This is a genomic window from Streptomyces sp. NBC_01233 (assembly GCF_035989305.1).
Taxonomy (GTDB): domain Bacteria; phylum Actinomycetota; class Actinomycetes; order Streptomycetales; family Streptomycetaceae; genus Streptomyces.
Genome location: NZ_CP108514.1, coordinates 7,637,011 through 7,658,734 on the forward strand (window position 1 = coordinate 7,637,011; position 21,724 = coordinate 7,658,734).

The 21,724-nt window shown below is 68.1% G+C and carries 19 protein-coding genes and 1 pseudogene; 13 read left to right on the top strand and 7 right to left on the bottom strand.

All coding sequences use genetic code 11. The annotated features are described in order from the left end of the window. Window positions 1–103: 103 nt before the first annotated feature. Window positions 104–772, bottom strand: coding sequence for a substrate-binding domain-containing protein (locus OG332_RS35690; RefSeq protein ID WP_327419478.1), 669 nt, complete (start codon window positions 770–772; stop codon window positions 104–106). A gap of 105 nt (window positions 773–877) precedes the next feature. Here OG332_RS35690 and OG332_RS35695 point away from each other — a divergent pair, with 105 nt between their 5' ends. The 7 genes from OG332_RS35695 (at window position 878) to OG332_RS35725 (ending at window position 7,964) form a co-directional block, all read left to right on the top strand. Continuing rightward, on the top strand, window positions 878–1,645 hold the full coding sequence (locus tag OG332_RS35695) for an IclR family transcriptional regulator (protein ID WP_327417331.1): 768 nt from the start codon (window positions 878–880) through the stop codon (window positions 1,643–1,645). Between the two features lie 104 nt (window positions 1,646–1,749). Next, window positions 1,750–2,961: a 4-hydroxybenzoate 3-monooxygenase gene (locus tag OG332_RS35700; protein WP_327417332.1), complete on the top strand. Its 1,212-nt coding sequence runs from the start codon at window positions 1,750–1,752 to the stop codon at window positions 2,959–2,961. A 26-nt stretch (window positions 2,962–2,987) separates the two neighbouring features. After that, window positions 2,988–4,013, top strand: coding sequence for an amidohydrolase family protein (locus tag OG332_RS35705; protein WP_327417333.1), 1,026 nt, complete (start codon window positions 2,988–2,990; stop codon window positions 4,011–4,013). Between the two features lie 18 nt (window positions 4,014–4,031). Further along, window positions 4,032–4,721 (top strand): 4-carboxy-4-hydroxy-2-oxoadipate aldolase/oxaloacetate decarboxylase, encoded by a 690-nt coding sequence (ligK, locus tag OG332_RS35710; RefSeq protein WP_327417334.1) that lies wholly within the window; start codon window positions 4,032–4,034, stop codon window positions 4,719–4,721. A gap of 12 nt (window positions 4,722–4,733) precedes the next feature. Then, window positions 4,734–5,651 carry an amidohydrolase family protein gene (locus OG332_RS35715; RefSeq protein ID WP_327417335.1) on the top strand — a complete coding sequence of 306 codons (918 nt, stop codon included), beginning with the start codon at window positions 4,734–4,736 and terminating at the stop codon, window positions 5,649–5,651. A 25-nt stretch (window positions 5,652–5,676) separates the two neighbouring features. After that, window positions 5,677–6,984 (top strand): protocatechuate 4,5-dioxygenase subunit alpha, encoded by a 1,308-nt coding sequence (gene ligA, locus OG332_RS35720; RefSeq protein WP_327417336.1) that lies wholly within the window; start codon window positions 5,677–5,679, stop codon window positions 6,982–6,984. A gap of 5 nt (window positions 6,985–6,989) precedes the next feature. After that, window positions 6,990–7,964 (top strand): Gfo/Idh/MocA family oxidoreductase, encoded by a 975-nt coding sequence (locus tag OG332_RS35725; protein WP_327417337.1) that lies wholly within the window; start codon window positions 6,990–6,992, stop codon window positions 7,962–7,964. Window positions 7,965–8,255: 291 nt separating this feature from the next. On the opposite strand, the gene OG332_RS35730 is transcribed toward OG332_RS35725, so the two are convergent. The 5 genes and pseudogenes from OG332_RS35730 to OG332_RS35750 all read right to left on the bottom strand — a co-directional run bounded on the left by OG332_RS35730 (window position 8,256) and on the right by OG332_RS35750 (window position 12,554). Beyond that, a complete protein-coding gene (locus tag OG332_RS35730) occupies window positions 8,256–8,378 on the bottom strand; it encodes a hypothetical protein (RefSeq protein ID WP_327417338.1) in 123 nt (40 codons plus the stop codon). Between the two features lie 226 nt (window positions 8,379–8,604). Then, window positions 8,605–8,790: pseudogene (locus OG332_RS35735) on the bottom strand (CorA family divalent cation transporter); the annotation flags it as partial. 471 nt (window positions 8,791–9,261) lie between these two features. Continuing rightward, the gene (locus OG332_RS35740; protein WP_327417339.1) at window positions 9,262–10,455 is read right to left on the bottom strand and encodes a type II toxin-antitoxin system HipA family toxin; all 1,194 of its coding nucleotides are present in this window, start codon (window positions 10,453–10,455) and stop codon (window positions 9,262–9,264) included. Next, complete coding sequence (locus OG332_RS35745) at window positions 10,445–12,094, bottom strand: DUF262 domain-containing protein (protein ID WP_327417340.1); 1,650 nt, start codon at window positions 12,092–12,094, stop codon at window positions 10,445–10,447. The genes OG332_RS35740 and OG332_RS35745 overlap by 11 nt, the downstream gene beginning before the upstream one ends. A gap of 55 nt (window positions 12,095–12,149) precedes the next feature. Further along, window positions 12,150–12,554 (bottom strand): hypothetical protein, encoded by a 405-nt coding sequence (locus tag OG332_RS35750; RefSeq protein WP_327417341.1) that lies wholly within the window; start codon window positions 12,552–12,554, stop codon window positions 12,150–12,152. Between the two features lie 963 nt (window positions 12,555–13,517). On the opposite strand from OG332_RS35750, the gene OG332_RS35755 reads away from it, so the two are divergent. The 6 genes from OG332_RS35755 to OG332_RS35780 all read left to right on the top strand — a co-directional run bounded on the left by OG332_RS35755 (window position 13,518) and on the right by OG332_RS35780 (window position 20,495). Then, window positions 13,518–15,098: an IS1182 family transposase gene (locus OG332_RS35755; protein ID WP_327412293.1), complete on the top strand. Its 1,581-nt coding sequence runs from the start codon at window positions 13,518–13,520 to the stop codon at window positions 15,096–15,098. Window positions 15,099–15,293: 195 nt separating this feature from the next. After that, the gene (locus OG332_RS35760; RefSeq protein WP_327417342.1) at window positions 15,294–15,935 is read left to right on the top strand and encodes a Crp/Fnr family transcriptional regulator; all 642 of its coding nucleotides are present in this window, start codon (window positions 15,294–15,296) and stop codon (window positions 15,933–15,935) included. A gap of 129 nt (window positions 15,936–16,064) precedes the next feature. Then, entirely contained in the window at window positions 16,065–16,964 is a 900-nt protein-coding gene (locus tag OG332_RS35765) for a hypothetical protein (protein WP_327417343.1), read from the top strand. Then, window positions 16,961–19,036 carry a hypothetical protein gene (locus OG332_RS35770; RefSeq protein ID WP_327417344.1) on the top strand — a complete coding sequence of 692 codons (2,076 nt, stop codon included), beginning with the start codon at window positions 16,961–16,963 and terminating at the stop codon, window positions 19,034–19,036. The genes OG332_RS35765 and OG332_RS35770 overlap by 4 nt, the downstream gene beginning before the upstream one ends. A gap of 266 nt (window positions 19,037–19,302) precedes the next feature. Beyond that, complete coding sequence (locus OG332_RS35775) at window positions 19,303–19,956, top strand: hypothetical protein (protein WP_327417345.1); 654 nt, start codon at window positions 19,303–19,305, stop codon at window positions 19,954–19,956. 71 nt (window positions 19,957–20,027) lie between these two features. After that, the gene (locus tag OG332_RS35780) at window positions 20,028–20,495 is read left to right on the top strand and encodes a Pycsar system effector family protein (RefSeq protein ID WP_327417346.1); all 468 of its coding nucleotides are present in this window, start codon (window positions 20,028–20,030) and stop codon (window positions 20,493–20,495) included. A 126-nt stretch (window positions 20,496–20,621) separates the two neighbouring features. On the opposite strand, the gene OG332_RS35785 is transcribed toward OG332_RS35780, so the two are convergent. Further along, window positions 20,622–21,653 (bottom strand): serine hydrolase domain-containing protein, encoded by a 1,032-nt coding sequence (locus OG332_RS35785; protein WP_327417347.1) that lies wholly within the window; start codon window positions 21,651–21,653, stop codon window positions 20,622–20,624. Between the last annotated feature and the right edge of the window lie 71 nt (window positions 21,654–21,724).

The following is a 21,724-nucleotide window of genomic DNA, read 5'->3' on the forward strand; positions in this document are numbered from 1 at the left end:
GAGGCCGAGCCCCGGATCGCGCGTGCGGTCCTCGGCACGCCCGTGGGCGAGCAGGACGGGCCCCGGAGCCTGATGCCCAGGCGGAAACCCCGACCCACCCGGGTCAGTAGCCCCGGGCCGCCCGCATGCCCCTTCCGCGGGCGATCCTCGACGCCGCGTCGGAACCGAGAAGGTCGAGGACCTCGCGGGCGCGGTGCGGCTGGGTGGACGCGGCCAGTACGGCCCCGCTGAACACCGAGCTGATGGCGGCTTCGCCCGGCAGCGGGCCGATGACGACGACGCCCGGCAGGTCCATGAGCTCGCTGTGCTGTTGAAAGGCCAGGTCGGCTTGGCCGGACGACAGCAGGCTGCCCGCGGGCACCCCCGGCGGGGCTTGGACAAGCCGGTCCCCGAGCGTGTAGGCGAGATCCAGACGGGTGATCAGGTCGATGAGGGACGTACCGCTGGGGCCTGTGGAGTAGGCGATCCTCTTCGCGGACAGAAGAGCGGCTCGCAGATCGGATTCCGAGCCGAGTGCCGGAACCGGTGTTCCCTCCGGCACGGCGGCGGCGACCTGGGAGACCCACAGTGGGCGCACCGTACCCCCGAGGAGGCGCCCTTCCTTCTCCAACGCGGCCAGTGCTCCGTCGGCGAGCACGAGCAGGTCTGCTTCGGCGCCCTCGCGCACCCGCCGTGCGATCTCCACCCCGCCGGCAGACCCGAAACGCACCGGAATCCCGTGAGCGAGTCGGATGTGTTCGGAAAGCTCGCCCACTATCGGCCGCGTCGCCATCGAGGACAGCCCAGAGATCTCTTGGTTCACATTGTCTCCTTGGTGTCCGGCAGATGCTACGGCGCCCGTTCGGGCAGCGGGGCGCCACTCTGCGAGACTGCGCGTGTGAGCACAACCCGGAGCACCGCGGCTGGAAAGGTCCTCAAGGTCCTCTCGGCCTTCGACCGCGAACACCCGTCGCAGACACTGTCGCAGATCGCCCAGCGCACAGGTCTGGCCTTGAGCACCACGCACCGAGTGGTCGCGGAGCTGGCGGAATGGGGAGCGCTGGAGCGGGACGAGGACGGGTCGTGGCACGTCGGGCTGAGGCTCTGGGAGATCACCTCGGGATGCCCCCGTACCCAGATCCTGCGTGACGCGGCCTTGCCGTTCATGCAGGACCTCTACGAGGCGACCCACGAGAACATTCAGCTCGCGGTGCGCGAGGGCACAGAGCTCGTGTTCGTCGAACGTATCACCGGTCATCGATCGGTGCAGCTGTTGACCGCGGTCGGGACCCGGTTCCCCGTCGGCTCCACCGGGATGGGCCGGGTGCTGCTCGCGCACGCACCACGGGACATTCAGGAGGAGGTCCTCGAATCGCCGCTGCGCGCCTGGACCCCGCACACCGTCACCGACCCGAAGACGCTGCGCGCGCAACTGGACCGTATCCGCCGCGAGCAGGTCTTCATCAGCGACCGGCAGCTCTCCGAGGACACGGTCGCGGTGGCAGCGCCTGTACGGATCGGCCGGACCGGGCCTGTCAGCGCCACTTTGGGGATCGTCGTCGCGGCGAGCGGTGCGAGCAATGCGCGCGGGCTGCGCGAGCCCCTTCTGAGGGCCGTCCACGGGATCTCCGACGAGCTCGGCCGGCGCGCCCACGCGACGGTCTGACCTTCGAACGGACTTCCGCCTGACGGAAACACCGGCGACCGGCGGCGGCTCCGGGTGCCAACGTTCGGGGTGTTCCGAACGTTCGCAGTTGCTCAGGAGATGCCATGGCCGACGCCACCGTCGACACCGTTGCCTCGGTTCCCGTCGCCATCATCGGTGGTGGTCCGGCTGGCTTGATGCTGGCCCACCGGCTCGGGCGAGCGGGGGTCGAGACGATCGTGATCGACACCCGCTCCCGACGCGAGATCGAAACGACGCAGCGGGCCGGCATCCTCGAGGCCGACGCAGCCCGGGACCTGGTCGAGACCGGCGTGTCCGACCGGGTCCTGCGGGAGGGTCACGAGCACGAGGGCGTCGAGATCCGGGTCGGTGGTCGCCCGCACCGCATCAACTTCAAGGAGCTGGTCGGCCAGTCGGTGTGGCTCTACCCGCAGACCGACGTGTTCACCGACCTGGCCGACGCCCGGGACCGCGACGGCGGCACGGTCCACTTCGGCGTCAAGGACACCGAGGTCCTCGACATCACGACCGACGCTCCCCGGGTCCGCTACACGGCGCCCGACGGGTCCCGCCACGAGATCCGGGCGCGGTACGTGGTCGGCGCGGACGGCTCGCGCAGCATGTGCCGCGATCTGGTGCCCGAGGACCGCAGGGTGCGCTACGGCAAGGAGTACCCCTTCGCGTGGTTCGGCATCATGGCCGAGGCGCCGACGAGCGCGCCCGAGCTGGTTTACGCCCACTCCGAGCACGGGTTCGCGCTGATCAGCCAGCGCACCGAGACCGTTCAGCGGATGTACTTCCAGTGCGACCCCGACGAGTCCGTCGACGCCTGGCAGGACGACCGCATCTGGGAGACGCTCCAGGTCCGGGTGGCCGGTCAGGACGGCTTCCGTCTCCATGAGGGGCCGATCCTCGAGAAGACGGTGCTGCGGTTCCGCTCGTTCGTGCAGGAGCCGATGCGCTGGGGCTCGATGGTGCTCGCGGGCGACGCCGCACACACGGTGCCGCCGACCGGCGCCCGCGGGCTCAACCTCGCACTGCACGACGTGAAGGTGCTCGCCCCTGTCCTGGTGCGAGCACTCGGCAGCGCGGGCGAGGCCGTGCTGGACGACTACCAGCCGCGCGCCCTGCAGCGGGTCTGGCGGGCGCAGAACTTCTCCTACTGGATGACCCAGCTGCTGCACACCGCGCCCGGCGGCGCTCCGTTCGACCTGCGGCGCCAGCTCGGCGAGCTCGACAACGTGGTGGGCATCCGCGCCGGGCGCGCCTACCTCGCCGAGCAATACACCGGCTGGCCCGCCGGCTCCCACGGCTGACCCCGACGGCCAGCAGGAGAGAACACATGATCATCGACTGTCACGGTCACTTCACCACCGCGCCCCCGCGGTTGGCACAGTGGCGGGACCGCCAGGTGGCCGCGATCGGCGCCGCCGGGCACGCGCCCGATCCGGACGACCTGGTCATCACCGACGACGACCTGCGTCACGCGATCGAGAGCAACCAGCTGCGGCTCATGGACGAACGCGGCAGCGACCTGACGATCTTCTCCCCGCGCGCCAGCTTCATGGCCCACCACATCGGCGACTTCGAGGTCTCCTCGGTGTGGGCGCGGATCTGCAACGACCTGATCCACCGGGTCTGCACGCTCTACCCCGACCGCTTCGCCATGGGCGCGATGCTGCCGCAGTCACCGGGCGTCGAACCCGCGACCTGCCTGCCCGAACTGCGCCGTGCGGTCGAGGAGCTCGGCGCGGTGACGGTCAACCTCAACCCCGACCCGTCGGGTGGCAAATGGACCGCGCCGGCGCTGACCGACCGCAGCTGGTACCCGCTCTACGAGGCGATGGCCGAGTACGACATACCCGCCATGATCCACGTCAGTACGTCGTGCAACCCGGCCTTCCACACCACCGGCGCCCACTACCTCAACGCCGACACCACGGCGTTCATGCAGCTGGTCCAGGGAGACCTGTTCGCCGACTTCCCGACGCTGCGGTTCGTGATCCCGCACGGCGGCGGCGCGGTGCCCTACCACTGGGGCCGCTTCCGCGGCCTGGCGATGGCGCTGGGCAGGCCGGACCCCGAGACGCTGCTGGACAACGTCTTCTTCGACACCTGCGTCTACCACCAGCCCGGCATCGACCTGCTCATGCAGGTGGTACCCAGCCGGTCCGTCCTGTTCGCCAGCGAGATGATCGGCGCGGTCCGCGACATCGACCCGAGCACCGGTCACCACTTCGACGACACGAAGCGGTACGTCGAGGCCACCGCGCACCTCTCCGACGAGGAACGCGCCGCCGTCTACAGCGGCAACGCCCTGCGCGTGTACCCCCGCCTCGCCGCTCGCCTCGCCGCGGCCGGCCACTGAAACCCAGGAGAAGAACGCATGGAACACACCGAGATAGGTGTCGTCCACACATCGATCACCCGCGCCGATCCCCAGGCCGTCGCCGCACTGTCGGCCTTCGGAGTCGCGACGATCCACGAGGCCATGGGCCGGGTGGGCCTGATGCGCCCTTACCTGCGTCCCGTCTATCCCAAGGCCCGTATGTGCGGTACCGCGGTGACCGTGCTGCTGCAGCCCGGTGACAACTGGATGTTCCACGTCGCCGCCGAGCAGATCCGCGAAGGCGACGTCGTGGTCGCGGCCTGCACCACCGAGAGCGAGGACGGCTTCTTCGGCGACCTGCTCGCCACCTCGTTCCGCGCCCGGGGCTGCCAGGGCCTGGTCGTCGACGGCGGTGTGCGGGACGTGGCGGACCTGGAGGAGATGGACTTCCCGGTCTTCTCCCGGGCGATCAACGCCAAAGGCACGGTCAAGGCCACGCTCGGTTCGGTCAACGTACCGGTGGTATGCGGCAATGCACTGGTCAGGCCCGGCGACGTCGTCGTGGCGGACCGTGACGGTGTAGTGGTGGTGCCGCGCGAGCGGGCGGCAGAGGTCGCCGAGGCGTCGGCCGCGCGCGAGGCCGGCGAGGCGAACAAGCGCGCGCGGTTCCGCGCGGGCGAACTCGGCCTGGACCTGTACGGCATGCGCGGCCCGCTGGCCGGGCTCGGGCTGCGCTACGAGGACTGAGGAGGACCGAGGATGACGACCTATCGGAAGACCCCCGGCTGGCTGGACTGGTGCGCCGATCCGAGCCGGCCGCGGTTCCAGGTGCCCGAGGGCGCCGTCGACGCGCACTGCCACGTCTTCGGCCCGGGCGCGGAGTTCCCGTACGCCCCCGAGCGGAAGTACACCCCCTGCGACGCGTCCAAGGACCAGCTCTTCGAGCTGCGCGACTACCTGGGCTTCGCCCGGAACATCGTGGTGCAGGCGACCTGCCACGGCGCCGACAACAGCGCCATGCTCGACGCCCTGCGGGCGTCGGGAGGCCTGGCCCGGGGGGTCGCGACGTTGCGGCCGGACATCTCGGACGCGCAGGTGCGGGAGCTGCACGAGGCGGGAGTCCGCGGCGTGCGGTTCAACTTCGTCAAGCGGCTCGTCGAGGCGGCGCCACGGCAGGGCCTGTGGGACGTCGTAGAGCGGATCGCGCCCTACGGCTGGCACGTCGTGGTCTACTTCGAGGCGGCGGACCTCGCCGACCTGCGCGACTTCTTCCTCTCGATCCCGGTACCGCTGGTCATCGACCACATGGGCCGGCCCGATGTCACCAAGGACCCGCACGGCCCGGAGTTCGAGGCGCTCTTGAACTTCATGCGGGCACGGCCGGATACCTGGTGCAAGGTGACCTGCCCGGAGCGGCTGTCGATGAGCGGCCCGCCGGCCCTCGACGGCGAGCAGGATGCATACCGTGACGCCGCCCCCTTCGCCCGCCGCGTGGTCGAGGAGTTCCCCGACCGGGTGCTGTGGGGCACCGACTGGCCGCACCCGAACCTCACCGGCCACATGCCCGATGACGGTCTGCTCGTCGACTTCATCCCGCACATCGCGCCGACGCCACAGTTGCAACGCGGGCTCCTCGTCGACAACCCGATGCGCCTGTACTGGCCGGACGCCGACTGACCCACCGCACGATTGGAGGCTCACCATGTCACTGGACAAGACCTACAAACTGGTTCCGGGGACGACCATCTTCGACGCCGAGCAGTCCGCCAGGGGATACCACCTCAACCAGTTCTGCATGTCGCTGATGACGGCGGAGAACCGCGAGCTCTACCTCGCAGACGAGCGCGCCTGCCTGGACGCATGGCCACTGCGGGAGGAACAGAAGCAGGCGCTGCTCGACCGCGACCTCAACGCCGCCATAGGCGAGGGCGGCAACATCTACTTTCTCGCCAAGTGGGGCGCGACGCTCGGGCTGTCGTTCCAGCAGATGGCGGGATCGATGACCGGCATGACCGAGCAGGAGTACCGCGGCATGATGGTCGGCGGCGGCCGCTCCGTCGAGGGGAACCGGATCGACCACGCCGTCCTCGAAGCGGCACACGCCGACCCGACGCCCCCCGCCGGGCACGCCACGATCACCGGCGCGGTTTTCACCTCGCACGTGCCGGCAATCGGCGCGGCGATCGACCACCACAAAACCGACGACCCCTATTGGGTGCCGGTCTTCGAGGGCTACGAGTTCTCCAAGCAGTGGGAGAAGGAGAACCTGCCCGACGTGGTCTTCCTGGTCTACAACGACCACGCCACCACGTTCGACCAGTCGCTGATCCCGACCTTCGCGCTCGGCACCGGAGCGGCCTACTCCACCGCCGACGAAGGCTACGGACCCCGCCCGGTGCCGGGCATCAAGGGCGACCCTGACCTGGCCGCGCACATCGCGCACTCGCTCATCAGGGACGACTTCGACCTCACCCTTGTCAACGAGATGACCGTCGACCACGGCCTGACCGTCCCGCTGTCGCTGATGTTCGGGGACGTCGAGGAGTGGCCGTGCAAGGTGATCCCGTTTCACGTCAACGTGGTGCAGTACCCCGTGCCCTCGGGTGACAGGTGCTTCCGGCTTGGCCAGGCGCTGCGCAAGGCGATCGAGTCCTACGACCAGTCGCTGAAGGTCCAGGTGTGGGGCACCGGCGGCATGAGCCACCAGTTGCAGGGACCCCGCGCCGGCCTCATCAACCGGGAATGGGACAACGCCTTCCTCGACAAACTGATCGCGGACCCGGTCGGGTTGTCGCAGGTCCCGCACCTGGAGTACGTGGAGGAGGCGGGCTCGGAGGGCATCGAGCTGGTCATGTGGCTGATCGCCCGCGGTGCGATGAGCGACCTCGACGGGTCCGGACAGACCGAGCTCAAGCACCGCTTTTACCACGTGCCGGCGTCCAACACCGCCGTCGGCCACCTGATCCTGGAGAACCACCCGCGGGCCCAGAAGCCCGCTGAGAAGGAGTGACCGACATGACCGACGACCAGACCATCCGGATCGCCCTGGCCGGAGGAGGCGCCTTCGGAGCCAAGCACGCGGCCGCGCTCAGGCGGATCAAGGGCGTGGAGGTGGCTGCCGTCGTGAGCAGCACCCTCGAAAGCGCCCGGAACTTCGCCGCGGAGCAGGGCATCGGCCGAGGCGTCGCGACATTGGAGGAGGTACTGGCGATGGACGACATCGACGCCGTCATCCTCGCCACGCCCAGCCCCCTGCACGCCGCGCAGACGCTGGCCTGCCTCGAAGCGGGCAAACACGTCCAGACCGAGATCCCGCTGGCCGCCTCCCTCACCGACGCCGAGGCGTGCCTGGAGGCACAACAGCGCACCGGACTGGTTGCGATGGTGGGGCACACGCGGCGCTTCAACCCGAGCCACCAGTGGGTACGGCGGCGGGTCCAGGCTGGAGACTTCAACATCCAGCAGATGGACGTACAGACCTACTTCTTCCGCCGCACCAACCTCAACGCCCTCGGCCAGCCGCGCTCCTGGACCGACCACCTGCTGTGGCACCACGCCGCGCACACCGTCGACCTGTTCGCGTACCAGACCGGCTCGCCGATCGTGCAGGCCAACGTGGTCCAGGGTCCGATCCACCCCGAGCTCGGCATCGCGATGGACATGTCGATCCAGCTGCGCGCGGAAAGCGGCGCCATCTGCACCCTGTCACTGTCGTTCAACAACGACGGGCCGCTCGGCACGTTCTTCCGCTACATCGGCGACACCGGCACCTACGTCGCGCGCTACGACGACCTGGCCACCGGCAAGGACGAGCCGATCGACGTGAGCGGGGTCGACGTCTCGATGGACGGCATCGAACTGCAGGACCGCGAGTTCGTCGCCGCCATCCGCGAGGGCCGCGAGCCGAACGCCTCCATCGCCCAGGTGATGCCCTGCTACCGGACGCTGGCGGCCCTCGAGGAACAGCTCGACGCCATCCCGGTCCCGTGACCACGGCACCGGCGGCAGGCCCGGGCCCGATGAACCGCCCGATCGGGCGGTTCGAGATCCTGGTGCACGTACGCGATGATGCGCCGGGCGCCAGCACGCCCAGCGCTCGTGCTGGTCGAGAACGGCCATCAGCTTCCTCTTGCGCTTCTGGTCGGCGCACAGAACAGCCAGGTAGGCGGCGAACTCGGCTTCGGTACCCAGCGTGCGATGACAGGCGCGGGCGCTGAGCATCAGCTGCGGCCGGGCAGTTCGGCCAGCCCGTAGAAGACGATCTGCTCAAACTCTGACAACTCACCGTCCGGCTGTCCCGGTGGGGTCGTGCAGCAGGGTCATCTTCTCTGCGTCGAACGGGGTGGCTCCGGCCTGGTGTTTCGAGGAGTGGCGGCGGAGCGTGTTCATCGGTGTCAGCAGCACGCGGCGGCTCGCCGCGCCAGCCCACCGATGTGTCGGGAATCGAAGGCCCGGACCCCCCAACGCTCCTTGGGTACCCAAAACTGCTGGTCAGGGCCTCGTGAGGAGGAGGGCGAGGAGATCACCCGCATCTATTCCCCCCAGGCACTCCCCACGGCCGTTTCTGGGCGATCTGTGAGTGACGCGAAAGCGAAGTGCGAATGATGGCTGAGTGTGATGCGAGGGGTACTTAGAGCCAGTCCCGACGCTTGAAAATCACGTACAAACTGATGCAAACCATCCCCATGAGGCAGATCGCAAGGGGGTATCCGAAGCTCCAACCCAACTCAGGCATGGACTCAAAGTTCATGCCGTAGATGGTTCCCACGAGTGTGGGTGCAAACAGGATGGCGGCCCAGGAGGAGATCTTCTTGAAGTCGTCACCCTCACGCCGCTGACCTGCGGAAATCGACCGGAGAGCTGCCCTGACCTGCGGCGATCCGTCTTTCCGGCCCTTTCGCCGTGGTGCCCGTTGATGCGCCCGATCCTCCCCAGCCGCTCCCCAACGGGGCTTCATCCTCCCCAGATTCTCCCCAGCCGCGGCTTCCTCCGAAGGTAAGTCGCCGCTGTGGGGAGCCCGATCCAGGCAGCGGGTCGTGCTGCGCGACGTAGTGGATGCGCGGTGGTGGGGCGCTGACCGTCGTCGCAGGCAGGTCCTGTCTTACGGAACTCCAGGAGCCCCCGAGGAGCCGGAGATCGGATCGATCGACACCGATGGGCTGCACAAACTCGCCTACGTCTGCACCTAACGGGCCCCAGTAACACACAGTGCCGACGGGCGGAGGCAACAAGGCCTGGAACAAGGGCATCGACCTTCGGCGCCGCTCGGCTTCATAGTTCATCCACGTCAGGAGTGCATCAGGGGCAGCACCGCAAGGCGTTCGTCGATTGCCTCGCTGACCATGCCAGGAACGGGGCAATCCCGCTTGACTTGAGGCCAGGCGGTGGCCAGGGCCTCGACGGTTTCCTGTACCGTCGAGGCGATCTGTTCCGCGGGAAGCCTGAGTGACTGCGACATGGCGCGAAAACTGTCGAGTGTGATGAGGTCGGAACTTGTGGTTCCGCCCAGGGGGAAGGCCAACTTCTGGTCAGCCCTCGGGTATGCGGCGATGCAGACCAGGTCGTATGCCGGTGAGAGCCGGGCCTGCCTGCCGCCCGGGTATCGCAATGTCCAGTTCTTTAGGTGTGCGTCCGCATTGCCCATTGCAATCATGGCTACGAGCCGCCGCACATACTCGACGACGTCCTCGGTCGGGCAGACTGCGCTGACGACACGGCCGAGGCCCTCGTAATTGGCCCGGTCGTATTTGGAGTCGGTGGCTACCTCGCGCACCTGCGCGAAGTCTTCCTGATGGACTCGGCCCTCGCCTGTCCGATCGAAGCGGCGAACTGCGAGCACGGGCTCCGAGGGATCGGCCAACCCATCGGGCAGATTGTTGACCTCTGAGCCGGGTACAAGGGAAGCCTCAGGCACATCAATGCCTGACAGAGCCGCCCAGTGCAGCATGGCGAATTCATTGGCAGGGACGGACGGGAAGCGCTCGTCAGGGAGTTTCACGATCCAGTCTCCGCCACTACCGGTGGTGGGAAGCACTAGGGCCTTGCCCTCGAAACGCATCGAGAACTTGGGCTGCACGCCGGCCAGCGAGAAGCGCAGCGCATGGTCATGGCTGCACATCTCGGGCTGATCGTGGTCGGGGAGGCCGTCTAGCGGCGTGTCCGGCACTACGCGTACCGCTCCGGGCAGATCCTCGCCGAGATGGTTCAGCAGTACGAAGTCGTGAATTCGCTGCTTCCCCAGCTCGGTGGCCACCAGCCGACGGAGCCCGCTGCCCTGTTCTGGGAGCAGGTTCGCGAACCATTCCGGCACGCTGCCACTCGCTGTCCGGCGCTTGCGTGGATCGCGTTCGAAGCCTTGTCCGAAGACCGGGTGAACGGCTGTCAGGTCCGTGTACTCGAACCACGTGTTGCCCTTGTGGTAGCCCAGCACGCCGATGCGGCGGTCTCCCAGGAAGACCGTTGCGGTCACATCACGCTGCATCGGTGGTGTCTCCCCACAGGTTTTCGTCGAACAGGGCCTCGGCCGCGGGCCCGTCGGAAAATCCGAACAAGGCCATGCGCTGCACGTGATCGGAGATGAGCCTGGCGGTGATCGCTGCGCGGCGTGCCAGGAACCCGTCGACATCTTCCAAGTCGAGCAGTTCTGCACACCGTTCGTCCATGCAATGCGACCGAAGGACTGATTCGTCCCAAGCCTCGGAGAAGAAGCCGAACCCCGTCTTGTTCGCCGGATGCAGCAGCTTGCCTGCCATGGTCCGGTCACCGGATACGAGGGACTGCAGTGGGGAGCCCCCGCTATTGAGCATGTCCATCAACAGGCGGGAGTCGTCGAGCCGAGTGCCCGCTGGGTAGTGGTTGCCGTCGGAATCCACGGCCTGCGCCAGGAGGACAGGATGAGCTGACAGGAGACCAAGTACGTTGATCTTCGCCTGGGCCCTGTTCAGGGCTGTCTGGGTCAGATCCGGTTTCCAGAGCTCTCCACCGACCGGCAGTAGTTTCAGTATCCGCGTGGCACTGGCGACAGGGTCGTCATGGACGGCGCTGGCGTTGCGCCGCAAGGCCACAGTGTTCCCCTGCGGGGCCGCGCCGACCACGGCGCCCCGCCAGACCCATCGGCGCAAGAGCTCTCCGCCTCGTCCGTCCGGGCGCCCGAACAGGGCGGCGTAGCGGGTGAGCACGGGCACGTAGAGGGCGTAGGGGAGCAGGCGCAGGTGCGGAATTCCGGCCTCGTTGCGCAGCCAGTCGACCACAAGGCGCAGAGCCTTCTCGGTCCAGCCGAAGGCCTGCTGCCGGTCCTCGTCGTCCTTGAACTCCTGCCGGAAGTCCCGGTCCACCTGCCCTCCACGCACTGCCATGACACTTTGCATGAGCATCTGGGGGCTGAAGTCTCCGAAGTCGAGGGCTGTGACGCGATCACGCAGTGCGTCGAGGTCGGACGGCTGCACGTCGAGTGGAGTGGAATGTAGTGCCTGGAAGATCTCGGCTCTCTTCAGGGTTTTGCCGAAGGTGTTCATCCGGTCGAAGATCTCTCGCAGCGCCTGCTCGTCGTCACCTTCGATCTCATACATGGGGATCTCGTACGTACGGATGGCAGTGGCCACTGAATCGCAGAGGTCGTACTCCTCGCTGGTTAGCCACGGCCGTTCACGCTGCCAGGCGATTAGTCGCCGGTTGTCGCCGGCGACCCAGACCGGGAGCCAGTGATCACGCGGGTTCTGGGAGTGCGGCGCCGACAGGAACCGTTTGCGGGCGTCGCTCTCCCGTAGGTCGTAGAAGATCCGGAACCGACGGTCCACCGTATGCTCGGATGCCGTGAGCGCTCCGATGAGCGTGGTCAGCCGCTGCTGTCCATCGACCACCCACAACGCGTCGGATCGTTCGGGGGCGTCGAACCGGAGCTCCCCCAAGGTGATCTCGGCGGCGGGGGCGGGCTTGCGCCACATCAGCAGGTTGCCGATGGGGTAGCCGCGCAGGATGCTGTCGAAGAGCCGTTCGGAGTCGGAGGCCTCCCAGCGGTACGAACGCTGGAAGCGCGGGATTCGGATGCGCCCGCTCTGGGCCCATTCGACCAGCTCCAGCGGAGCTACACGACCGACCTTCGGCTTGGTTACGCCTGACATGATCCACCTCCGGTAGTCGTGACATCGTAGGTCCGGGGAACCGCGCTGCCCGTGCTCACCGCAGGTCCCTCAACAGGATGCCGTCCTCGGTGGTGAAGGCTGTCCAGCCGTTCTGGGAGTTGCCTGCGAGTGCAGTCGCCGCGCCCGAGGGGGTGCCGTGCACGGAACCGTCCTCGAGCTGGAGCGCCCCGCTCGCGAGCACTTCCACGTAGTGCACCTGGTTGAGGTTGCGCCGCCGCCACACCAGCCGCTGCCCGGGGCGAAGTCGCCGGTCCGTCAGAAGAGGGCGAAGTGCGGCCTCTGGTGATGGGGACTCCGTGGTTGTGCCCCCGGATTGCGACGCTCTCTCTGGGAGGCCGAGGACCCGGCGCAGGGTGCTGTTCGGAGTGTCGACGAAGGGCTTCGCCCGGTTCTGCAGCTCTTCGTAGACCTCGTCGTCCACCCGGATCGTGGGGCTCATTGCCACTTTACCTTTCTCCTGGCGAGACTGTGACAGTGGAAAGCTAGCAAGGCTGGAATCGCGCGTACAGCAGATTCGGGTGGTTGTCTGTCGGCGAAAGCCCGCTGGGAGGGGAATGGATACCGGGGATCCGTTCCGATTAGCGGGTCCCGGTACGGGTCCCCGACCAGGTGTTCACCTTCCTCCTCGCTACCGCAGAGAACATGGCGACCACTCGCATGTGGGTCGTCAATGAACTCGCGACCGACTCGGACCTCGACGGGCAGGTCCGTGGTGAGATCGACCGCATCCTCGGCGGCCGGCCGGTTACTGCCGAACGTCCGTCTGACCTGCACCTCATCGGACGGGTGAACGAGGCGCGCTGCGTTTGCACGCGGTGTCGATGCTCGCGGGCCAGGCCGCCCACCCGGGATGTGTCCGTACTCCACGCGGCACACAAGTCCTGTACTTCCCATATGCACTGCACCGAGATCCCAGGCTGTTCCCGGACCCACCCGCCCCGACCCGGGCCGCAGGTCACCGGAGCGCGCCCAGTTCATATCCCGCCACGTCTGCCCGCCGTTCGGCGCCCGCGAGACTGTTCTAACGGCCGATCGACATAAAGGGGATGAATCGTCCACTCTTCCGCGCCGCGCATACGTGTGCCATCTCCTGGGGGTGACGTCAGCACGGCGGGCGTGGCATACCAGGGATGGGAAGGTTCGCGGTTTTGGGATCCCACATGTGTGCACGGCATGCCGCGAACCGATATCTGTCGCCGTGTCTCCGCTGCGTTCGGCCACCATCGCCGGCGCAATGGCGAAAGCCTCGCGTCCTCTTCGGGTGCTTGGCCGAATCGCCAAAGGCTACGACGAGCCACTGCCCATCTCCACCAAGGGCAGGGGCCAGCGCTCGCGGCTAGAAGATCACTGAAAATCTGGGTTCTGGCCTCGCGTGTGCTGACGCGGGGCCAGACTGCTGTGTATGCAGGGGGAATGGGATGGCGAGAGCGTCGGCGAGGACGTGTGGGAGACCTGCCGGGAGTTGATCCCGGCCGGGGGTGTGTTCGCGTTCCTGGCCGAGCACCGCGGGGTGCTGTTCCCCGGGTCGATGTTCGCGGACATGTACCCGTCCACGAACGGGCGGCCGTCGCTGCCGCCGCAGGTCCTGGCCGTGACGGTGGTGCTGCAGAGCCTGCACGGGCTCTCCGACTTCGAGGTCGTTCAGGAACTGCGCTGTGACCTGCGGTGGAAGGCCGCCTGCGGGCTCGGCTTGCACGACACTGCGTTCGATCCGTCCCTTCTGACCTACTTCCGCCGCCGCCTGCAGCGCTCCAGTGACCCGAACCGGCTGTTCCACAAGGTCAGAGAGGTCATCGCGGCCACCGGCGTCCTCAAAGGCAAGCAGCGCCGTGCCCTGGACTCCACCGTGTTGGATGACGCGGTCGCCACCCAGGACACCGTCACCCAGCTCATCGCCGCGATCCGCAGGGTCATCCGCGAGGTCCCCCACGCCGAGCGGACCGCCGCGACCTGGTGCACCGCCCACGACTACACCGACCCCGGCAAGCCGAAGATCGCGTGGAACGACGAGCAGGCCCGCACCCGCCTGGTCGACGCCCTGGTCACCGACGCACTGAACCTGCTGGGCCGCCTGCCCGAGCAGGAACTCGGGGAAGCCGCGGCGAACGCCGTCGGGCTGCTGGCCCTGGTCGCGGGCCAGGACGTGGAGCCCGCCGACGACTCCGACGGCCGCGACGGGCGCTGGCGCATCGCCCGGGGCACCGTCCGCGACCGCACCGTGTCCACGGTCGACCCCGAAGCCCGTCACATCCACAAGAACCGGACCCGCCACCAGGAAGGATTCCGCGCCCACGTGGCCTTCGAGCCCGAGGCGGGAGTGTTCACCGAGGTCGCGCTGACCGCCGGCAGCGGGGCCGGCAACCACGAGGCAGCCGTCGCCCGCGACCTCCTCGCCGACGAGGACGCGCCGGTCACCGCCCTGGGCGATGCCGCCTACGGCACCGGCGACCTGCGCGAACACCTCCAGGACCTGGGCCACGACCTGGTCCTGAAGCCCCCACCGCTCAAACCGGCGGTCCCCGGCGGGTTCACCGCCGATGAGTTCACCGTCGACACCGAACAGGGACACGTCACCTGCCCCGCCGGACACACCGCACGGCTCGGCCGGCCACTGGCCAACGGCGCACGCCAGGCCCAGTTCAAGAAACTGTGCGCCACCTGCCCGCTCAAGGACCGCTGCACCCGCTCCAAGACCGGCCGTGTCTTCAGCGTCCACGCCCAGTACGACCTGCTCAAAGCCGCCCGCGACCAGGCCGCCACCGACCCCCACTGGCAGGCCGAGTACCGCCGATGGCGACCACCGGTCGAGCGTGCCATCGCCTGGCTCGTCGCCAAAGGCAACCGCCGCGTCCCCTACCGAGGCGTCATCAAGAACAACACCTGGCTCCACAACCGCGCCGCCGCCCTCAACCTCCGCCGCCTGATCAACCTCGGACTCACCCGCACAGGCGGCACCTGGACGATCACCCCGGCCACCGCATAACGCGAGGAGCCACCCAGCCCAACACCGGACGGCCCCTCAGACAAGATTTTCAGGAGCGTTCTAGACGGCGAGCTGAGCCGGATCGCCACGATCGCTTTCGGTCAACGTCACCTGATCGTCGATGCCGCCTGCAACATCGGCGTACAACTCGTGGGTCCGATGTGCACCGGTGCGGGCGTGATGGGAAGGCGACGCGTGCTGTCCGATGAAGTCTGGCGCGACCTGCGCAGTCAAGGCGTGACCAGGATGTACTCCGAGCGCAGCGTGATGCTGCGGCAGGGATCCCCGGGGACGCACCTCCTCGCTCTCACCTCCGGTTTGGCCAAGGTGGTTTGCCGAGAACCGAACGGCGCCAGGACGTGGCTCGCGTTTCGAGGGCCGGGGGACCTCCTCGGAGAAGTCTCCGTCTTCAACGGGACCTCACGGACGGCGGACGTCGTTGCACTGACGCCTTGCGCTGCAGTCGTTCTGGACGCACAGCGCTTCGTCCAGTTCGTCGAGGAGCGTGGACTGGTCATGCATCTGATGCGCCAGGCACTCGCCAGGATGCGCGAGTCCGACATCCACCGAGCCGAACTGCAGACCTTGCCATTGGTCGTGCGGCTGGCGCGCACGTTGCTGAGGCTGGCCGTGCTCACCGATCAGATGGCCGGGAGCAACGCCGTCCGGCTGACGGGGCTGAACCAGGAAGAGGTCGCGCAGGCGATCGGCGTCACACGCAATGCGGTCATCAGCGGGTTGGGGCAGCTGCGGGCCGTCGGGCTGGTCGAAACGGCGCGGCGGGTGATCGTCATCAGGGACGTGGAGGCCCTGCAGCGCTGGGCGGCGGCCGACTGAGGACGGCGGTCTGTGACCCGGGACACATCCTGTGCGCCCAGCGCTGTGCACTCGGCGGAGCGGCGCGGATGGAACCTCGAAGCAGCCCGACTACGGCTACTTACCGGACCATCCGTGAGGAGACCCCGCATGTCTGTACCCGTGCCTGTTCCGTACGCCGAAAGCCGACCGCTCCCGCCCTACCGAGCCCTGTTCGCCGTTGACGCGAAGGACTTCACCGGCCTGCCGGCCGCTCAACACGGCCCGGTCAGCCAGCTCATTCCCCAGCTGGTGGACCAGGCCCTGGAGCGGGCCGGCCTGCACCAGCTGCGCGATGCCCAGCGTTTTCCCGCCAATACGGGGGACGGCGTCGTCTTCGGGTTCGATCCGGTGCACCTGCCCTTCGTGCTCTGGCCGTTCCTGGGCGTTCTGGACGACGTGCTCGGTTCGTACAACCGGCAGGCCGTTGGTCCGCGGATCAGGCTCCGGGCCAGCATCCACGTCGGCCCGCTGCCCGACGGGGGCGAGCCCGGGGACGGCAACGGCACGGCCCGCAATGACATGCACCGACTCCTGGATTCACGTCCGGTCAAGGCGATCCTCGCCGCGGCGAGCGAGGAGGTGACCCACCTCGCCGCAATCGTCTCGGAACGGGTCTACGGGGACGTCGTGTTGGGCGCCTACACGGGGCTCCACCCCGACCGGTGTGTCGAAGTGTCGGCCACCGTCGAAGGCAAGAACTTCTCGCAGCGGGCCTGGCTGTACGTTCCTTCGCCCTCCGGGAACCTCGTGCGGGCGGGCATCCGGCCGCGTGAGGAACCCGTAGCTGCGGTGCCGACGGAGCCCGCCGTGGCACCGGACAAGGGTTCCGGAACGGAGTATCGCGGAAACTCCCAGCACGTCGGGGAAGGAGCCGCAGTGATGGGCAACGTCGGTCGTGACTTCACCTATACCGCGCCCGCGACCACGTACCGCGGTACCAACCAGCACTGGGGCAGCGGAGACAACGTTGCGGGTGACAAGCGGACCGGTGACGGAGACCACCGATGAACGCCGGAGCTGCACCGGCCGCCGAGCCAGACGACCAGCCGGACGTCGATCAGCCCGATCCGTCGGTTGGACCGGGGACCGGGCAACAGAGCTCCCTCCGGCAGGGCCACCAACGGGTGGACAGCGGAGTTGCGTTCATGGGGAACGTGGGAGGCGACTTCAACTTCCTGCACATCGCCGCGTCGAACGACGAAGCCATCGAGGGAATCCTCAAACCGCGCCTGCGCGAGGGGCCTTATCCGGCGGAAGAGGTGCGCGACCGGCTGCACGGATTCGTCGAACCGCCGTCATACGTACGCTGCCGGAAGGCGCTGGACAGCCGGATTGTGCTGCTCAGGGCGAGGGCCGGAACGGGTGCCGGCACGGCGGCGTTCGCCCTTCTTGCTGAAAGGCACGGCGAGGACGGTGTCACGGGCCTGGATGCGATGGCGGATCTGTCGGCATGGCGGCCGAAGGCCAGCCGCGGGTACCTCCTACAGGGGTTGCCGGCGGCTTCGGCCCGGGCGCTCGACGAAGTGCGGCTGACGGGCCTGGCCGAGGCTCTGCACGGCGCTGGGGCTCACCTGGTCGTCACCATGGCGCAGGATGCCCGGTTGCCGCCAGACGCCAGCCGGTGGGAAGAGGCACATGCCGCACCCGGACCGCACGAGGTCGCAGAGAGGCGACTACGGCTCGTGGCTGCCAAAGGGGGGCTCGATAGCCCGCAACTCGACGCCGCACTGGAGCACCTGGCCTCCCCCGAGTCCACTGACTACCTCTCGACCCATCCACTGCCCGGTGACGCCGTCGACCTGGCTGAGGGGCTGCGGCAGTCCGCGGAGACGTCGGCACCGATCGGGTCCGTGCTCGAAGAACTCCTGACCGGCACCGAGGCCGCCGCCCGGTCCGCGCTCGCTCAGGCTCGGCACAGTGCCGACAAGGTCTCCTTGATGGCGGCCGTCGCTCTGCTCCCGGGACAGGACCGCACGGTGATCGAGCAGTTCGCCACCGCGATGCGGCCATTGCTCGGTGCACGTGCTGCCAAGACGGGGCAGAGCCAGGCCCCGGACGATCAGTTGCCGGATGTCCTCGGCCCCTCGTTCGAGGACCGGCTCGAAGCCATCGGCGCACGCCCGGAGACACCACGCAGTTCTCCCGCGGACCGGTTTCGATACCCGGTGCAGCCGATCGTCTTCTCGGGCAGGCACCGCTCGGCGACACTTCTTCGCCACCTTTGGCTGGACTTCGAAGGCATGCCGGCGGCGCTGTGGGGAGCTCTGGAGCAGCTGAACTATCAGCCGGGCCTCGATCTGGCAGCTGGAAAGGCGATCGGCCGGGTGCTCGCGCATGCCACCGGCCCCGGCTTGCTGACTCAGCTGGACCGATTCGCCTCCTCGGAGGACCGCTGGCGCCGACGGCTGGTCGCGGTGGCGTTGGGAGAGCTCGTCCAGTACCCCTTGGTTTCCGGTGTGGTCAAGGAGCAGATGCGTCGGTGGAGCAGCCGGTCATCCGTAGTTCTCCGCTGCACGGTTGCCGAGACCTGCGGGGGGAGCTACGGTCTCGCCCGGCCGGCCGCGGCACTCAAACTCCTGGACAACGTCCTCGGTGGCTCCTCTCCCGAGTTGGACGCGAAACTGCGTTCCGCCGTCTCCTTCGCGCTGGGCGCCCTCCTCACCGAGCAGGCGAACCACATCGAGGTCCTGGCGGCGGTGACGAGGTGGCTGGGAGACGGCCGGGGAACACCACGTCACACGCTGGCGGTGCACGTGATCCACTCCATGTCCCTCTCGACGTTCCCTCAGCCGGGTACACCGGGTGCGGTCCGGATGAGCCTGGCCCGCATTCTGGAGTGCCACCCGGCTCAGGGTTTTGCCCTCGTCGTGCTGGGTCTTGACGATCCGGCCACGTACGAAGCGGTGGCCCAAGGGCTTGGGCGGGTTGAAGCCGACCCGGACACGTTCCAGAGGACGGCCTTCGACCTCGTGGTAAGCGAGCTCTCCCGTACCGCTCGCCATCGTCGGGGAGTCATCCGCTTCCTACTTGGGCGCCACCGAGATCACACGAACACATCGCGAAGGAGGAGTGCGTCATGAGCAGGCCACTGTTTACGTCGTTCAGTTCTTCACCAGTTCGGCAGCTGCTGCGGCAACGGTTCGGATCGTCTTCGGATCGCGCGCTCGTCTTCCTCTCGGATCAGGAAGAGGACCGCCTCGAGCCGCCCCGGGGCGGAGACATCTGGGGATACCCCCGACCGTCGATCGGGGCGGCCTTCCGACGGGAGTTCGACTCGATCGGGTGGGTCTCGCTGGCAGAACGCCGGACCGTGGTGGAGGTGCCACGCCGGGGTCCTGCGACATCAATGCCTTCGCGAGCACGCTACGAAGTCGCCTGGAACGTCAGCAATCCGGTGGTCGCGGCACGCAGCGGTCTGACGGAGGACGCCGCGCGTCGGCTGATCGACCAGGCCATCCGTGGAAGTGCCGGACTGCCGGGTGCTTCTGATCCCCTTCGACAGCCGCCGATCCTGTACGGGACCGCTCAGGTCGAGCCCCCCGGTCAGCCGCGGAACATCGACGGGGCGGGCCTGACCTACTGGTTCCTGGACCCTCCAGCCGGCCTCCTACCGGCTTCAAACCATCCTGCCGAGCTCCTCCTTCCGCCGGGCTTCGGCGAGGCCCACCGCGAGGCGTACCGCTTCTACCGCGAGGTGGTGGCTGGTGGGCCGGTCGGTCTGGCGGCGCTCTGGCTGCTCCACCATCCCGACCAGGCCAGAGAGGTGCTCGACTGGACGGTCGCACACGACAAGCTGCTCACCGAGCGGGACGGATGGGAGCGGACGCTGGCCGCAACGCTCCAGGGACTGACGAAGGAGGACCGGGGTTTCGTCGGGGTGAACCTGGCGCGCCTCCTCAGCGAAGTCGGCGTACCCCAGGGCGATGAGGTCTTGCGCAGGATGGGTGACGCGGGCGTACCGCACAGCGGCATGAACGGCTTCCACGGAGGGGCGCCGTGATGTGGGCTCTACCGTCTCGCCTCGCCCATTTGAGAACCCGGCCCGAACGCCATTCCTCGGACGCGGACCACGTGGTGGTTCTGTCGCGAGAACTCATCGCGCAGAACTACTTGGAGATCGGCCGGGCTGACGGCAAGGCAGCCATCCTTCTGGCTACTGGGGGAACACTCTTCGGGCTCCTTCTCGTACGACGTCCCCTCGATGTCTTGTGGGCCGTCCCGTTGTGGTGGACGGCAGCGGCCACCACGACCGGGGCGTTGGTCTTCCTGCTCCTGGCTCTCGCCCCGCGCCGTGGGGCACGAGCCAGCGAGAGGCACGGCCTCCTCGCATACTACGAAGACGTGGTGCGTGCAGAGACGCGCGCCGACTTGTCGGCTGGGCTCAGGCGGGACGGCTCAGATCCCCAGCCCCGGCTACTTCGTGCGCTGAGGGAGACGAGCAGGATCGCCCGAGCCAAGAACCGCTGCGTGCGGTACGCCATTGTCATGTTGCTACCGGCGATCACCGCGGCCTTCCTGGCCGTTGCGCTCGGACGCTGACCAGCCTCGAGTGGGAGGTCCGGTGCTGCTGTACCTGGACCCGCAAGGCGTTGTTCGGCTACGTCGTTCGGCATAGCCGTGATTGCGTTGCGGGGGGACTGTAGCGCGGCGCGCCAAGGGACTTGGCTAGGTGAGCAGAGTGGCTCTGAACGTGTTGCGAATCTCGGTCAAGGGTCCGCGGTCGCGGGTGAAGTAGACCTTGTTGGTGAGCAGGACAGCCCAGCAGCTCCGTGCTGGGCTGACCCACATGCCGGTGCCGGTGAAGCCGTAGTGGACCCAGATGTCCTGCTCAGGTGCAGTGCCCGGTGCAGGGTGCCAGAAGAGGCCGCGGGCGGGGGCGAAGTCGCCAGTTTGGATGCGAAGGGATTCCTTGATCCACGCGGGCCCGAAGGCTGCTCGAGTGGGGGCGAGCATGTGTCGGAGGAAGCGGGCCAGGTCGTCGAGGACCGAGAAGGTGCCGGCGATGCCGCAGACGCCGTCGAGGAGGCGGGCGGAGAAGTCGTGGGCGGTGCCCTTGAGGTGCGTGCCCTTGGTCTCGTCGTACTCGGTGGGGGCGCAGCGGGCCTCCTCGGCATCGGGGAGCGGGCCGAAGCGGGTTTGCGTCATGCCCAGGGGGTGCCAGATGCGGTCGGTGGCGAGCTGGTCCAGGGGTTGGCCCGAGAGATGTTCGGCGAGGTAGCCGAGGACGAGGGCGGCGCGGTCGGTGTATTCGACGGCTTCGCCCGGCGGGCGGTGGAGGGCCTCGTGGAGAACCCCGTCGCGGATGTCCTGGGGGTCGGTGCCGTAGAGGTTCTTCAGGTTGGCGCGCAGCGGCAGGCCGGCGGTATGGGTGAGCAGGTGGTGGGCCGTGGCCCGGGCTAGGGGGTGCCCTGCGACTTCGTCCCAGAAGGCGCCCAGGAGGGTGTGGAGCTGGAGCTTGCCCTCTTCGACCAGGGTGCCGATCGTGGACCAGACGGCGAGGATCTTGGTGAGGCTGGCCACGTCGAAGACGGTGTCCAGCCGCATCGGCTCGTCCGGGTGGTCGGGGTCGAGAAGGCCGACGGCTCCGCTGGCCTCGATGCCGTCGGCGTTCCCGACCGCCCACACCGCGCCGGGGTAGACCTCGTCGCGTACGCCGGTCTGGAGGAGGTCTTCGATCCGGTCGGTGGTGTAGGTCATGGTCTCCCGATCGTCGTGGGCCGCGGGTGGTCCACTGGCCAGGTTAGTGACGCGGCCCGGGCGGTGCCGAC